The organism is Mucilaginibacter sediminis, assembly GCF_051903035.1.
GTDB lineage: Bacteria > Bacteroidota > Bacteroidia > Sphingobacteriales > Sphingobacteriaceae > Mucilaginibacter.
The window spans coordinates 4,701,863-4,715,733 of record NZ_CP170602.1 but is presented as its reverse complement, the minus strand read 5'-3'; the positions used below and the strand labels follow the sequence as shown (position 1 = coordinate 4,715,733).

Annotated in this window: 13 protein-coding genes and 4 tRNA genes; 11 read left to right on the top strand and 6 right to left on the bottom strand. The window is 43.6% G+C overall.

Annotated features, from left to right (window positions below):
• Positions 1-188: 188 nt before the first annotated feature.
• The 3 genes from modA to ACFGVS_RS19295 are packed head-to-tail and all read left to right on the top strand — an operon-like array spanning position 189 to position 2,260.
• Positions 189-959 (top strand): molybdate ABC transporter substrate-binding protein, encoded by a 771-nt coding sequence (modA, locus tag ACFGVS_RS19305; RefSeq protein ID WP_439695208.1) that lies wholly within the window; start codon positions 189-191, stop codon positions 957-959.
• Between the two features lie 15 nt (positions 960-974).
• Positions 975-1,646 carry a molybdate ABC transporter permease subunit gene (gene modB / locus ACFGVS_RS19300; protein WP_439695207.1) on the top strand — a complete coding sequence of 224 codons (672 nt, stop codon included), beginning with the start codon at positions 975-977 and terminating at the stop codon, positions 1,644-1,646.
• Positions 1,643-2,260 carry an ATP-binding cassette domain-containing protein gene (locus ACFGVS_RS19295; RefSeq protein ID WP_439695206.1) on the top strand — a complete coding sequence of 206 codons (618 nt, stop codon included), beginning with the start codon at positions 1,643-1,645 and terminating at the stop codon, positions 2,258-2,260. Before modB ends, ACFGVS_RS19295 begins: the two co-directional genes overlap by 4 nt.
• Positions 2,261-2,360: 100 nt before the next feature.
• On the opposite strand, the gene pnuC is transcribed toward ACFGVS_RS19295, so the two are convergent.
• Both pnuC and ACFGVS_RS19285 read right to left on the bottom strand, forming a co-directional pair.
• Positions 2,361-2,969, bottom strand: coding sequence for a nicotinamide riboside transporter PnuC (gene pnuC, locus ACFGVS_RS19290; RefSeq protein ID WP_439695205.1), 609 nt, complete (start codon positions 2,967-2,969; stop codon positions 2,361-2,363).
• Positions 2,970-3,098: 129 nt separating this feature from the next.
• Positions 3,099-4,040, bottom strand: coding sequence for an NADP-dependent oxidoreductase (locus tag ACFGVS_RS19285; protein WP_439695204.1), 942 nt, complete (start codon positions 4,038-4,040; stop codon positions 3,099-3,101).
• An 86-nt stretch (positions 4,041-4,126) separates the two neighbouring features.
• Between ACFGVS_RS19285 and ACFGVS_RS19280 the strand changes: the two genes are divergently transcribed.
• A complete protein-coding gene (locus ACFGVS_RS19280; RefSeq protein WP_439695203.1) occupies positions 4,127-4,978 on the top strand; it encodes a helix-turn-helix domain-containing protein in 852 nt (283 codons plus the stop codon).
• Positions 4,979-5,040: 62 nt separating this feature from the next.
• Complete coding sequence (locus ACFGVS_RS19275) at positions 5,041-7,470, top strand: outer membrane beta-barrel protein (protein ID WP_439695202.1); 2,430 nt, start codon at positions 5,041-5,043, stop codon at positions 7,468-7,470.
• A 67-nt stretch (positions 7,471-7,537) separates the two neighbouring features.
• Here ACFGVS_RS19275 and ACFGVS_RS19270 read toward each other — a convergent pair whose 3' ends face one another.
• Positions 7,538-8,014, bottom strand: coding sequence for a hypothetical protein (locus ACFGVS_RS19270; RefSeq protein WP_439695201.1), 477 nt, complete (start codon positions 8,012-8,014; stop codon positions 7,538-7,540).
• A gap of 1,094 nt (positions 8,015-9,108) precedes the next feature.
• On the bottom strand, positions 9,109-10,689 hold the full coding sequence (locus ACFGVS_RS19265) for a TROVE domain-containing protein (RefSeq protein ID WP_439695200.1): 1,581 nt from the start codon (positions 10,687-10,689) through the stop codon (positions 9,109-9,111).
• Between the two features lie 139 nt (positions 10,690-10,828).
• Here ACFGVS_RS19265 and ACFGVS_RS19260 point away from each other — a divergent pair, with 139 nt between their 5' ends.
• The 5 genes from ACFGVS_RS19260 to ACFGVS_RS19240 all read left to right on the top strand — a co-directional run bounded on the left by ACFGVS_RS19260 (position 10,829) and on the right by ACFGVS_RS19240 (position 11,878).
• A complete protein-coding gene (locus ACFGVS_RS19260) occupies positions 10,829-11,317 on the top strand; it encodes a hypothetical protein (RefSeq protein ID WP_439695199.1) in 489 nt (162 codons plus the stop codon).
• Positions 11,318-11,494: 177 nt separating this feature from the next.
• Positions 11,495-11,567: transfer RNA gene (locus ACFGVS_RS19255), tRNA-Pro, on the top strand.
• Between the two features lie 4 nt (positions 11,568-11,571).
• A tRNA-Ile gene (locus tag ACFGVS_RS19250) sits at positions 11,572-11,644 on the top strand.
• A gap of 80 nt (positions 11,645-11,724) precedes the next feature.
• A tRNA-Cys gene (locus ACFGVS_RS19245) sits at positions 11,725-11,798 on the top strand.
• A gap of 8 nt (positions 11,799-11,806) precedes the next feature.
• Positions 11,807-11,878: transfer RNA gene (locus ACFGVS_RS19240), tRNA-Gln, on the top strand.
• 105 nt (positions 11,879-11,983) lie between these two features.
• Here ACFGVS_RS19240 and ACFGVS_RS19235 read toward each other — a convergent pair.
• On the bottom strand, positions 11,984-12,352 hold the full coding sequence (locus ACFGVS_RS19235; protein WP_439695198.1) for a winged helix-turn-helix transcriptional regulator: 369 nt from the start codon (positions 12,350-12,352) through the stop codon (positions 11,984-11,986).
• A gap of 102 nt (positions 12,353-12,454) precedes the next feature.
• Between ACFGVS_RS19235 and ACFGVS_RS19230 the strand changes: the two genes are divergently transcribed.
• Positions 12,455-13,339 (top strand): PhzF family phenazine biosynthesis protein, encoded by an 885-nt coding sequence (locus tag ACFGVS_RS19230; protein ID WP_439695197.1) that lies wholly within the window; start codon positions 12,455-12,457, stop codon positions 13,337-13,339.
• Positions 13,340-13,358: 19 nt separating this feature from the next.
• On the opposite strand, the gene ACFGVS_RS19225 is transcribed toward ACFGVS_RS19230, so the two are convergent.
• Positions 13,359-13,760 carry a hypothetical protein gene (locus ACFGVS_RS19225; RefSeq protein WP_090651518.1) on the bottom strand — a complete coding sequence of 134 codons (402 nt, stop codon included), beginning with the start codon at positions 13,758-13,760 and terminating at the stop codon, positions 13,359-13,361.
• Positions 13,761-13,871 lie beyond the last annotated feature (111 nt).

Sequence of the window (13,871 nt, the reverse complement as noted above, 5' to 3'; positions counted from 1 at the left end):
ACTTGCCGAACATATATAAAAACCACACCCGGGGCAATCATATCATTTACGAATTTTAACGCAGCCGGCATCAATCAATTAACCGCGAAACAAGCTTATATTTGTAGTGTTTAAGAGGCCTGGCAACACCATTAAGCTAAAAAAGAGCTAATTCGGCTGCCTTTACCAAACAAATAAAAGAGATACCCATGAAGCATAAAAAATACAATAGCAAGCCAATGAAAATTTTTCTGATGGCCATTTGCACAATGTTGCAGTTGCCTGCTTTTGCTCAAAATGTGAGGGTTGCCGCTGCTGCTAACCTGCAATCGGTTATTGAAGTGTTGCAAAAGGATTTTAAACAAAAAACCGGGATCAGCATTTCACCCATCGTAGGTTCATCCGGTAAATTGGTAGCGCAAATTAGCAACGGAGCGCCCTTTGATGTGTTCTTGTCGGCTGATATGAACTTCCCCGAAGCACTTTATAAGGGAGGCTTTGCTACCAAGCAACCAGTGGTGTACGCCAAGGGCAGCCTTATTATCTGTAGTTCGCAAAACATTGGATTTGAGAATTGGGAGCGGTTGCTATTAACTGCGAGGGTAAAGAAAATAGCTATAGCTAACCCGGCCATCGCTCCTTACGGTAAAGCTGCCGAAGAGGTTTTGAAATTTAAAGGTATTTTAGACGAAGTAAAATCTAAAGCCGTTTATGGCGAGAGCATCTCGCAGGTAAATACTTACATTACTACCGGTGTGGCCGATGTTGGTTTTACCACCCAATCATTAATAAAAGAGACTAACCCTAAAATGGCGCTGTACTACAAAATTATTGCCCCTAAATACTATAAACCTATTTTACAGGGCATGGTGTTGTTAAAACATGGCGCAGGCAACCCCGATGCCGAAAAGTTTTACTGGTATATATTAAGCCCGGCGGCCAAAAGTATTTTTGCAAGCTATGGCTACCGTATGCAATAACCACTATTTTTGTTGATGGATTTATCCCCAATATGGCTCACTTTAAAGCTGGCAGGCGTTACCACGGCGCTGTTGTTTATTGTGGGGGTGCCTTTTGCCTGGTGGCTATCCCGGGGGCGGTCGTTTTTTAAAATCATTGTGGAGGCTATTATCACCATGCCATTGGTACTGCCACCATCGGTATTGGGGTTTTATTTGTTGCTGGCTTTTAGCCCGCAACATGGTTTGGGCAAATGGTTACATGATAACTTTGATGTGCAGCTTGTATTTTCATTCCCGGGCCTGGTGCTGGCATCGGTAATTTATAGCATGCCTTTTATGATTGGCCCGGTAAAATCGGCATTGCAACAGTTGCCCGCTGCGCTGGCCGAGGCCTCATATACCTTGGGCAAATCGAGCTGGCAAACATTTAAGAGTGTGTTATTGCCCAATATCAAACCATCGCTATTGACGGCTATTGTACTTAGCTTTGCGCACACACTGGGCGAATTTGGAGTTGTGCTGATGATTGGCGGCAATATTCCCGGCGTTACCCGTGTAGCCTCCATCGCGGTTTATGATTCGGTAGAGAAAATGGATTATGCATCGGCCAATAACTACTCGCTCATTTTATTCTCCATAACGTTTGTGATGGTGATAGCTGTTTTTGTATTTAATAAATATCAAGCCAAAAGCCCTTTAGGATGATCAGTATCAATATTGAAAAGAAGCTAAAGGCCTATCACGGGCAGCAGGTATTGCATATTGATAAACAATTTGCAACGGGCAGCATCACCAAAATACACGGGCCATCAGGCTCGGGCAAAACAACATTTTTAAAAGTAATAGCAGGGCTTATCAATCCCGACAAAGGGGTTATTAAAGCAGATCATGAAACGTGGTTTAATGCGGAAACAAATATCAACCTATCAACCCAAAAAAGAAATATCGGGTTTGTTTTCCAGCAGTATGCCCTGTTTCCCAACATGACCGTTCGGCAGCACCTGGAATATGCAACCGCTGACGAAAACTGGATAAACCGCCTGTTATTACTGGGCAAATTAGAATCGCTGCAAGCGCATAAACCCGATTATCTATCGGGCGGCCAGCAGCAACGCCTGGCTATATTGCGGGCATTGACTACCAAACCACGGTTGCTTTTAATGGACGAACCTTTTTCGGCCCTCGACTCAAAAATGAAAACGGAACTGATAGCAGCATTAAAAGAATTGTTGAAAGAGCTAAATATAACCACCATCATAGTAAGCCACAACCCGCAGGAGTTAGACGGCTGGGCTGATAGCGAAATGGTTTTTAGTTAAGCCGAAAGTCTTAAGCTGAAAGCCTCAAGTCCTTTTTTGTATCCCCACTTGTTTTATATGTAAATACCATTTCCCTGACATATAACTTAAGCCTTTCGACTCAAGGCTTACCTTTATATTCTTTGTTCCAGTCAATATAACCTATGGTGGCTAAAACGAGCAGGATAACGTATAAAATAGCAGTTACATATAGGTTTTTGTAGATGTACAGCGGCACATAGCAGATATCCACAAATACCCACAGCGCCCAGTTTTGCAGAATCTTCCGGGTCATCAGCAATTGGGCCATAAAGCTTACCGAAGTGCAAAAGCCATCGATATAGGGCACCGTGCTCGAGGTAAAGTGCTGAAGATACAAACCCATTAGTCCCGATAGCAGCAATGTGATCAATAGCACCAGTAAATATTCTTTGTGGCTAAGGCTAATTACCGGCTTTTCTTGCCGCTCTTTTTTCCGCAGCCAAAAATACCAGCCATAAACGCCCGTACCCAGGAAATAGATTTGTAAATAGGCGTCGCCAAATAAACCACTCTGGAAAAACACCACCATATAGGCTATCACTGCAATAATGCCGGCTAGCCAGTTCCAGATGTTTTGCCGCGCCGCCAGGTAAACGCAGGCAATAGTAGTAGCGGCCCCAAGCCACTCCAGGTAGCTGGTTTGTTTGATGCCCTGGATGATGTTTTGACCGATGGAAAGGTATTGCATTTATATCAAAGATATAATTTTTGATATTTTGTAGCCATAACAGGGAAAGCAAGTGGCAATAAATGGATGACGCAGAAAAACTTACGAAGTTTGAAAAACCTCGTAAGTTTAAAAAAAAGTGTCTTTATTTTATATCTCCACCACAACTTTCCCCACAGCCCTTCCACTCTCCAGCAAGGTATGCGCTTCACCCACCTGCTCCAGCTGGAAAACTTTGGATACATGCGATTTGATGATGCCTTTTTCTAACAAGCCTGCAATGGTTTTCATATCATCGCCGCTTGGGTAAACCAGTACATTGTGGCCATGTACGCCTAATTCCTTTGCTTTTTGAAGCAACTCGTCGTTGAAAGCATGTAAGATACAGATTACCGCACCTCCTTTATTTACGATATGGAGCGACTGTTCGGTATTTGCACCACCTATCGGATCGAAAATAAAATCAATATCACTTACTGCTTCTTCAATTTTTTGTGTTTTATAATCTATGTGCTCATCTGCACCTAATGACAAAACAAAATCTTTATTGGCTGCCGATGATGTACCAATAACGTAGGCCCCCAAATGCTTGGCCATTTGTACCACGTAGTGGCCAACACCGCCCGCGGCAGCATGAACTAACACCCTATCGCCTTTTTCAACTTTTACTTTGGTAGTTAAAACCTGCCATGCTGTAAGCGCGGCAAGCGTGGCTGCTGCGGCCTCGTTATGGGTTATGTTTGCAGGCTTTATCGCCAGCTCAGATGGTTTGGCAACAACATATTCGGTATAGGTTTTACCTAAAACCGGAAAATTAATCATCGAAAACACTTCGTCGCCGGATTTAAAACCGGTAACCTCGCTGCCTGCTTCGGTTATTACGCCCGAGATATCCCAGCCTAAAATTATAGGCAACTCCATTTTGGTGCGACCTGCTGCGCCCTTTCCCTGCCGGGTTTTCGCATCAACCGGATTTAAGCTGATGGATTTTAACTTTATTAATACTTCATCGGCCTTGATGGCTGGTACCGGTATGTTAACGGCTTCAAAATTTTCTATACCGCCAAATGCTTTTAAAATTATTGCTTTCATTTTTTCTTTTTTTTGACAAGGCAAATATCTACCAATAAAAATAATTAAATTGGTAGATGTTTACTATAATTTGGTATTTTTGCTTTATGGTAAAGGAAAATCTGTACGAACCATTTTCAATTGCTTATCTAACATTAGATAAATGCCCAAAGTTTGAACATCAGCATAGCTTTTTTGAATTAATTTATGTGATATCCGGCACCGGCAGGCAATGCATCAACAAAAATCACTTTGATTACCGGGCCGGGCATATGTTTTTAATCACCCCCGAAGACTGCCATTCGCTGCATATTGAAACTACTACCGAATTTTTCTTTTTGCGTTTTAACGATATCTATCTCAAAAATGGCAGCCTCCTGCACGAAAATATCCAGCGGTTGGAGTACATATTGCACAACGCCAATCACCAGCCAGGCTGCATTCTTAAAAACCTGCCCGATAAACGCTTGGTAGGGCCAATGGTAGAAGCCATTATCCGTGAATATGAGAATAAGGACATTTACAATAAAGAGCTTATTCAGCAACTGGTAAATACGCTGATCATCGTGGTAGCCCGGAACATTGCCCGCTACCTGCCAGAGCAGTTAAACATGGGCACCGAAGAAAAGGCAATGGATATTTTACAATACGTGCAAAGCAATATCTATTATCCCGAAAAACTAAAGGCCGATGTAATAAGCAATACCTTTAGTATCTCCGAAGCTTATATGGGCCGTTACTTTAAAAAGCACGCCAGCGAAACTTTGCAGCAATACATTATCAATTACAAAACAAAACTAATTGAGCACCGCCTGCAGTTTAGCGATAAGCGCCTGAATGAAATTGCCAATGAGTTTGGCTTTACCGATGAAAGCCACTTTAACAAGTTTTTCAGGAAGCAAAAAGGCAACAGCCCTAAAGAATACCGCAAAATGATACAATTGCCGCGCGCATCGTAACCAGGTGTAACACTTTGCATTGACAGGCGTCTTACTGCTGAATTCTGATTACATTAGCTGATATGACCCTTAAAACCCGGTGCCTGCTTGTCTTGCTTTTTTTATCATCAATCGCCTTTGCACAATCTTCCGGAGCCGCGAAACCTGATTTCACCCTTGTTATACTAACCGAAACCGGGCAGGCTGCAGAAGGTGCTACAGTAAAACTGATAAAAGACGATAAGCCAGTAAAATCGGCTATTGCAGATGCCCGCGGAGCAGCCCGCTTTGATGTTATACCAGCAGGTTCCTACCTATTTTCGGCAACTTATACAGGCTACAAACCGCAATTTAGTCGCACCTATAAATTTCCGGGGCATAATTATGCAGACACCATTAAGCTGCAGCCCTTAAACACGGCGCTCAAGGAGGTGAATATTGTGGCCCACGCTCCACTGGTACAGCAAAAAGATGGTAAAACCATATTAAATGTTGATGCCTCGGTCACCAATACGGGCTCTACCGTGTTAGAAGTGTTGGAGAAATCGCCGGGCGTTAGTGTTGACAGGAATGGCGGCATTTCCCTTCAGGGCAAGGCCGGCGTTATGGTGATGATAGACGACAAACAAACCTATTTATCAGGTGCCGATTTAAATAATTTATTGAGCAGCATGAGCTCGAGCCAGGTTTCGCAGATAGAGTTGATTACCAACCCAACCGCTAAATACGATGCCAGCGGCAATGCCGGCATCATCAATATTAAAACCAAAAAGAATAGGCAAAAGGGATTTAACGGCACGTTTACATCGTCGGTTGGGCAGGGTGTTTATCCTAAAAACAATAATAGCCTGGTACTTAATTTCCGTACCGGCAAAATCAATACTTTTTTTAATTATAGCATGAACCTGGTGCAATACCTCACCAATATATATGCCCTAAGAAAGTATTATGATGCCGGCAACAACATAACAGCCAAGCTCGATCAGCCTTCCTATTTTTCGGGCACATCGTTCAACAACACCATCAAAACCGGGTTAGATTATTCCGTTACCGACAAAACTACCATTGGCGTAGTATTAGGCGGCACGCTGGTTAACCGCAACGGCAACAACCGCGCAGTAGCAACCTGGTTAAATACCAGCGATATGGTTGACTCGGCCATATCAACCACCAACCACAACAAAAACCGGTTTAAAAACGGCTCGGTCAACTTAAACATAAGGCACACAATCTCCCCGTCGCAAACGCTTGGGGCCGATGTTGATTACCTGCATTACAATATCCAAAGCGAACAAAATTTTAACAACTCGTTGCTTGCACCGGGCGGCTACCAGGAACTGTCCAGGAGTAACATCCCCACATCCATCAGTATCTTATCCGGCAAGGTTGATTACAGCATTAAAACAGAACAGTATGGCACGTTTCAATCGGGCTATAAATCATCTTACAGCAGCACCGATAACGCCGCTTTATATGAAAACCTGAATAATGGGCTATGGTCCGAAGACTACAGTAAAAGCAACCAGTTTTTATATAAGGAAAACATTAACGCGGTGTATGGCACTTTTGAGAAAAAGTATGCTAAAGTAACCGCCCAGGCCGGCTTGCGGTACGAGTACACCAGCTATAAAGCCCACCAATTGGGCAATATCCTGCAGCAGGATTCAGCTTTTAAAAGAAATTATGGCGGCTTTTTCCCAAGTGGCTTTATCAGCTACCAGGCCGATTCCTCACATAGTTTTACATTAACCGCTGGCCGCCGCATCGACCGCCCTATTTTTCAAAACCTGAACCCTTTTTACTTTATCATCAATAAATACACCTACCAAACTGGCAACCCCTATTTGCTGCCCCAATACAGCTGGAATTTCGAGCTAAGCCACCAGTACAAAAACCTCCTTACCACTACACTGCTATACAGCAATATAAAAAATTACTTTTCTCAGCTGTTTTTAAACGATGCCGCCAAGGGAATCCTGTTGTATTCGCAGGGGAACGTAGGCAGCACGCATAATTATGGCCTGTCATCAACACTATCGGTATCGCCGGTTAACTGGTGGAGCCTTACCTTTCAGGCATTATATAACCATAAGCAACTGAAAGGCTTTAATGGGAATACCTATACCAGCCAGGCAGATCAGTTGAACATAAACACCAACAACCAGTTCACTATTGCTAAAATTTACACTGCCGAGCTATCCGGTTTTTACACCACCAGGGCCCGTAACGATATACAGGAGCAATTGTACCCAACAGGGCAGCTATCTTTAGGTATATCAAGGCCAATACTAAAAAAACGAGCTACTCTAAAATTCAGCGCGCGCGATATTTTTTACACCAACGCCATGGAAGGGCTTACGCAATTCCCCAATGCTACCGAGTATTTTAAATTGACACGAGATACCCGTGTATTTACACTGGCGTTTACCTATCGCTTTGGCAAATCATACAAAGTGGCCAGCCGGTCGGACGGTAGCGCGGGCGACGAGAAAGATCGGGTTGGGAATGGCTAATAAAAGGAGCTAAAAGCATAAAGCTGAAGGATAATTGAGAAATTAAAGTATACTGGCCGGGCAGGCGTTATTTTTTTGCCTTTGCTTCTCGTTTTTTTGGCGATATCATTTTGGTGATGGTTTTGCCATGAACAATATCCTTAGGATTCTTGACTTTGGCCAATGAATTTTCCCAGGCCTGCTCAATTAAAGCGGTTATGTAATCTTTGGGGAAATCATCAAGCTTGTTTACAAGCACGTATCGGTATTGACTGCCGTTACCCAACAAAAGGTTTTGTGGGTCGGCAATTTCTGATCCCCAATAAAATCCAAAATGTACGTTTTGATTGCCACTGCGATAGGCAGCTACCGAGCAAAAAGTTTGGCCCAACTTTTCTGTGGGCGACCAGCCGAAGGCCAACGCATTGTAGTTGTCATAAATAAGTTCATTAGCCTGGGGGTATAAATCCCACACAAATTCGCGCAGCCAGATTGCTTTTTCACGCACCCCGGGCGAAAACTCGTACAGGAACCTGAGTAAATCGGTTACTTCTTCTTTGGGCATGGCTTGCTGGTTTGGTATGTTAAATATATCAACATAAACCTTGCAAAGCAACAAGCTGGCGTAAATCAAGTTGTCGCTAAATGAATATGGCTGAAGGTTGCCGATTTATATCCCCCAATTGGGCTAAAGCCCTATTTCTGTTGGATCTTTGTCCGTTGGCTGAAGCCAACGGCAATGAATGTTTTAATTCATTGCCGTCCCTTTTAAGGGGCGGATAAGCATAAATTGGAAGTTAAGGGCTTTAGCCCAAAGTCCGTTAGTAACAACTTGATTTGCAGCCCAGGCAGATCGGCATGGCGAAATCAAAAAAACTATAAAGAAGAGCAACAACCAATGGCAAGGGCAACTGGCAACAAGCGACGTGCCTGCTCTACCACTGAGCTACAATAGCGAGCTTTTGAAGGCTGACGTTAAAGGCCGGGCTCGAACCGGCGACCTGGGATTTTGGAGATCGAAGTAACACTTGTTTAACGACACCTTAACCACCGGTTATTGCTATTTACATTTTTATTAAACCACCCCTGATGGCCGGGATACTAACAAAGGGCAACAGGCAATAAGTATTTCTGCGTCATGCTCTAACCAAACTGAGCTACTGCGGTTATCCGCAGGCTGGACTTGAACCCGCGACCCTGACGTCCCAAATCGAAGTATTACTTATTTACGACACCTTTATTAGTTTCCCAGCCTCAAAAAGGGTTGGGTATTCATTAAAAAAATGGCCTTCAGACCGCGCATAATATCAAGAAGGGTAACTGACAACAAGTGACTTGCACCTTGCGGTGCCCCTGCTCTATCATCTGAGCTACTGCAGCCTAAGCTACAGGCCGGACTTGAACCGGCGACCCGGGGGTTATCAATCGAAGTAACACTCGTTTACGACACCTTCTTTTTATTTTTAATAACATAAGAAGCAACAAACGACCAGGAAACGGGGACTCGCGTTAGGGACTCGAACCCTCATCACAGCTTGCGCCACAATGCCCTCCCCTTATTGGCGAAGTAATCCTGATCTACGGCATTCTTAAGCCCCCCCAGCCCCCTAAGGGGGAGCCGGAAGTTTTCTTAATTCCCCCTTTAGGGGGTTAGGGGGCTCAGATTTCCACCTTATTGATTTCGCTTAAAGCTGAATTCCCTTTTTCAAGGGCTTCCAGTACTTCAAACACTTTATCGCTCCAGCCGGCTACCAGGTAAACATCGTTTTGCATTACCTGCAATGGTACCTTGCTGTAGCCTTTTAAATCAAACAGGTACAGTTTTGCCTTCGGCGCAACTGTTGTTTTATAACGCAACCACAATGCGTGGATATAATCGCCGCTTGCTGGTATGCTGTTATATAGCTGGCAGTCGGTAAATAACATTACCTTATCCATTTGCACGTTACGGTCAAGCAGGTCTTTGATTACCAGGTAACCGTTGGTTGAATAACCAACCTCGCCTTCGCGTTTGTAAAATTCCTGCACATTGTTCAATATGTTGTGGCGTGGTACCGTAATGGTTTTCCATGTATCGCCAAACATACCCACTTCTACATTTTTACAGCGCGATTGCAGCAACATGGCCAACATCAGGCCAACATCGTATAGCAAAATTTTTGATTTTGCCGATACCGCTGTTTGCATCGAGCCGGATACATCACAGGCCAGCAATACCCTGGTATCGTGATCGAAGCCTTTGATGTTTACCGCGCTTGCCTGTACTGCTTTTTCCAACGCATCCAGTAACTCGCCGGTATAGCCTTTGTTGCCTGTTAACAGCGCTTTAAGCTTTTGACCTAAGCCTTGTACAGGGGTTACGCTTCCGGCACTTAACAGTTCGCGGTATGCAGCCAGGTAACGGAACGGAAACTGCTTTGCCTTTGCCACTTTATCGGCATCGGCAAGTGTTGCGCATACCTTTTGGATATGGGCATAACTTACACCGGCTTCCTGTATGTTTCGCAGATTACGCAATAGTGCCATATAACCCAACTTGCCGCTATCTATCAACTCCTCCCATTTGTTGCGAAAAGCCATCGCTTTGGCCTCCTGGCTATCGTAATTAAGCTGCCCTAATGCCGATAGTTCGGTTTCCCAGGTGTATGGGGTTTGCAACGTGCCGCTTACTATTTTGTTAAACACCAGTTGCTGTGCATCATCCTTTGCTTTTGGATGTACCAGGAACAAAGCATCGCGCATTTTTATAGCGGTATCGCGGTTGTACTTGGCAAACTGGTACTCGTCAAAGTTATTAAATGCGGCCCGCAGGCCTTTTTGCATTTGCTTTGATAAGCGGTTCAGTTTTTTGGGGCCTGTGCGCTGGTTTAGCATTTCGTAGCAGGCCAGCAATTCGGTTATTTCGTCGGCGCGGTTAACAACCCCGGCTGTAACCCGGGCAACCAAATCGTCGCCCGAGTGCAGCTTAGCCAATTCAGTAGCCAAAACTAATGGCACCGAACGCATGTACATTTTGGTACGGGCATATACTGCCAGCCTGCCCACAAATACGGGCTTGCACTTATATATAATATTGCGCAGGCGCTCCATACGGTCATCGTTTTTTTCGTAAAAGGAATCGCTCAGGCTCCAGGTTACTACCAGGGTATACAGTTCCATCTCTGGCGATAGTGCAAACGCTTTTGCACCCTCGTGATTAGTGAACTGATTTTTTACTTTGCTTAACAGGTTAAATTTCATTGTTACCTCCTTTTATTTGTTTTGATGATACAAAGGTTAGGAGGTGCTGCGCAGCCTATTTGCGCAGTAAAAATTATTTTTATTTTTTTTGAAAAAGATTAGAAGGAGTGGTAACTATACGTAACCTTACCAAGCATTTATGAACTTCTTTCCCTACGAAAACTGTTATATTACCAGCGCCCTATCATATGAAGATGCGCAACTGAAATTAGAAGAAATTTTATCACCGGGTAAGGGCTTGTTTTCACCAATACCATATTTTAAAGGCTACATTGCAAATGGCGTGTTCCAAATCTCGCCCGATATAACTTACCGTAATTCATTTCTGCCTCAAATAAAAGGGGTGATACAAGCAAATTCAAAGGGATGCAGCATAAATTTGACAATGAGAATGTATACCGCAGTCGAGGTATTTGCAACGTTGATTGCAATCGGGTTCGGTATTGCAGGATTAATAAGTGTAATTTACGATAGCATCGACAGTAATCTCAAACCGGTCGACTTCAGTCTGTTTTTAGGGGCGTTATTAGTGTATATATTAGCGACCGCTGCCTTTAAGGCAGAAAGCATAAAGGCAAGGGAGAAGTTGCTCGAAATATGGGATGGTGAGTTGATTAAAAATAAATAATTTAATATTTTCTTGTTTAATAAAATATTTATGTATCATTGCAGCATGAAAAATACAATATGTATACAATGTCAATTCCCCCAGCTGATTTATCAGAGGAGATAGCTATGTATTCATAAAAACGATATAAACTAACGCAATCCTCTTAGATAAACCTAAGGGGATTTTTTGTTTTACAGGGTAGTATATCAATGGTCAGATTACTCCGTTTGGAACGGAGAGGCTCCCGGTTCGAGCCCGGGTTACCCTACTATGGAAATGTAGCTCAATGGTCAGAGCAGCACCCTTATACGGTGTCGGTTAAAGGTTCAAGTCCTTTTATTTCCACTATAAAACAGTTGTTTACATAAATGCAGTTAAAACTAAAACGATGCGATGAGCGGATAAAGATAATTTTATAATGCCTTGGCCGGTTGCCCGAGTGGTTTAAGGGAGTCCTCTGCAAAAGGAATGTTCGCAGGTTCGAATCCTGTACCAGCCTCAGTTTATTTTCCTGTGGTGCAATTGGCAGCACAACTGATTTTGGTTCAGTTGATCGTGGTTCGAATCCATGCAGGAAAACTCATGCGCTTTATTTATTAAAATACGCATGTTAAATTATAATTACGTATTATTCGGTATGTTCTGTCGTATTGATGAATTATCTCGCCTGCGCTATTTTTAATATCAGGCTTTTATTTTTTGCCTATGGTTTAACCCCCACTGCACTAATGTTTCTGTAACGGGAAAAACACTTAGCCCATAATCGGTGATAGAATAATTTACGGTAACAGGCCTGGTATCCATCACTGTTCTGGAAACAAGCAGGTTCAATTCCAGGTCCTGTAATTCTTTAGACAGCATCTTGGCAGAAATTCCTTCAATTTCCCGCTGCAGCTTCTTAAACGTATTTTTCTCGGCAACATGGTTATTCAGGTGCCGCATAATCCGCAGTTTCCATTTCCCACCCAATATTTCCAGGCTATCTTTAATGGCAGCCAATTCCTGGTCGCAGCTTGCTTCCTGTATGTTCCCGTTGATATTGATAGTGGCCATAATTATTGATAGTTAACCAAAGGTAACCGGTTACCTTTGGTTAACCCATAACAAAAATAAACTACCAGGCTTTACTTTTGGCATCATGTTAATTAAATAAAAATGAAAAAACTTAATTATTACGTGCTGGATGTATTTACCGATCAGAAATATAAAGGCAATCAGCTCTCGGTAGTTTATACCGACGATGAACTTGAGCTGAGTCAGTATCATGCCATTTCCCGGGAATTTGGCTACTCCGAAACTTCATTCGTAAATTATTCAACAACCGAAAACGCGCTGAAGGTACGCTCGTTTACCCCGGCAGAATTTGAGGTTGTAGGCGCCGGCCATAACCTGTTGGGCGCGGTGTGCCTGGCTTTGATAAAAGGTTGGGACATTTTTAAACACCAGGATGGGCCTCCGTCTGTAATAATCGCGGATACAAGAATCCCGCTGCAGGTTACCCAACATGGCGGGCTTCCGTACGTGGCCATGAAACAGCAGCCGGCCGGGATAATAACAGAATTGCCTGCCGGTTTGGTTGCAAAGGCTATTGGATTGAATTTAAAAGATTTAGAGTTAAACAACTGGAAAGTCACCGTTGTTGAAACAGAAGTTGCCCACCTGATGGTGCCTGTAAAAGATTTGGACACATTGCAACGTGCGGTGCCCGATAAGGCACTTTTGAAACAACTCTCTGCAAAATACCAATTTGAGGGCTTTTACCTGTTTACCACAAATGGCCAGGATGCCGGTTATGTTGCCGAAACACGTTTTTTTAATCCCGGCATAGGGATTGATGAGGACCCTGCAACAGGTACGGCTGCGGGCCCACTGGCCGGTTACCTGGAAAAGCTGGGACATATTAAGCAAGGGCAGGATTATCGAATATTGCAGGGCACAGCCGTTAAGCACCCATCGTCAATCCATATCAAAGTTGAAGAAAACGGCATTTGGGTAAGCGGCTCGTCAGTTATTGTCATGGAAGGCACCATATACCTGTAAAAGGCCCGGCAAGCGGCATTTATTCCTTTTCATAGTAGTCTACCGGCGCATCGGCCGCACTGCCTATAGCACCACCCAGGCTAAACTTGTTCCCGGTAAGGCCTATATATTTTGCCTCGCTGTTGTAATCATTATCAAAAATGATGCGGTTACGCTCGGCGCCGTTTACGTTTTCTTTAAACAGCTTATAAGTGCCGCTTTTTTTCAAAACGTGTTTAAGATAGTATTTGTAATTAGTGGCCGAAAAGTTGTAAACGGTGCCATTGCCCGGCTTATAGGCGCTGCTGTCGGTTGGTGGCGGGCAATAACAGGTTGTCCCCCGGTATTCCCAGCTCCCGTTAAGGTTAATGCCGGTGTTATTATCTTTTTTACAGGCGAATAAAAACAAAGCGATGGCGCCTGCCAGTAATATTTTTTTCATTGATACTCAGGTTTATTAAGCTTATTACGGTTGCGATAACGAAAATGCTACAGTAAATTATTGGCCAATAACTAAAATTTCAGTATTATCGTGACAGGAACCTTTTACAAT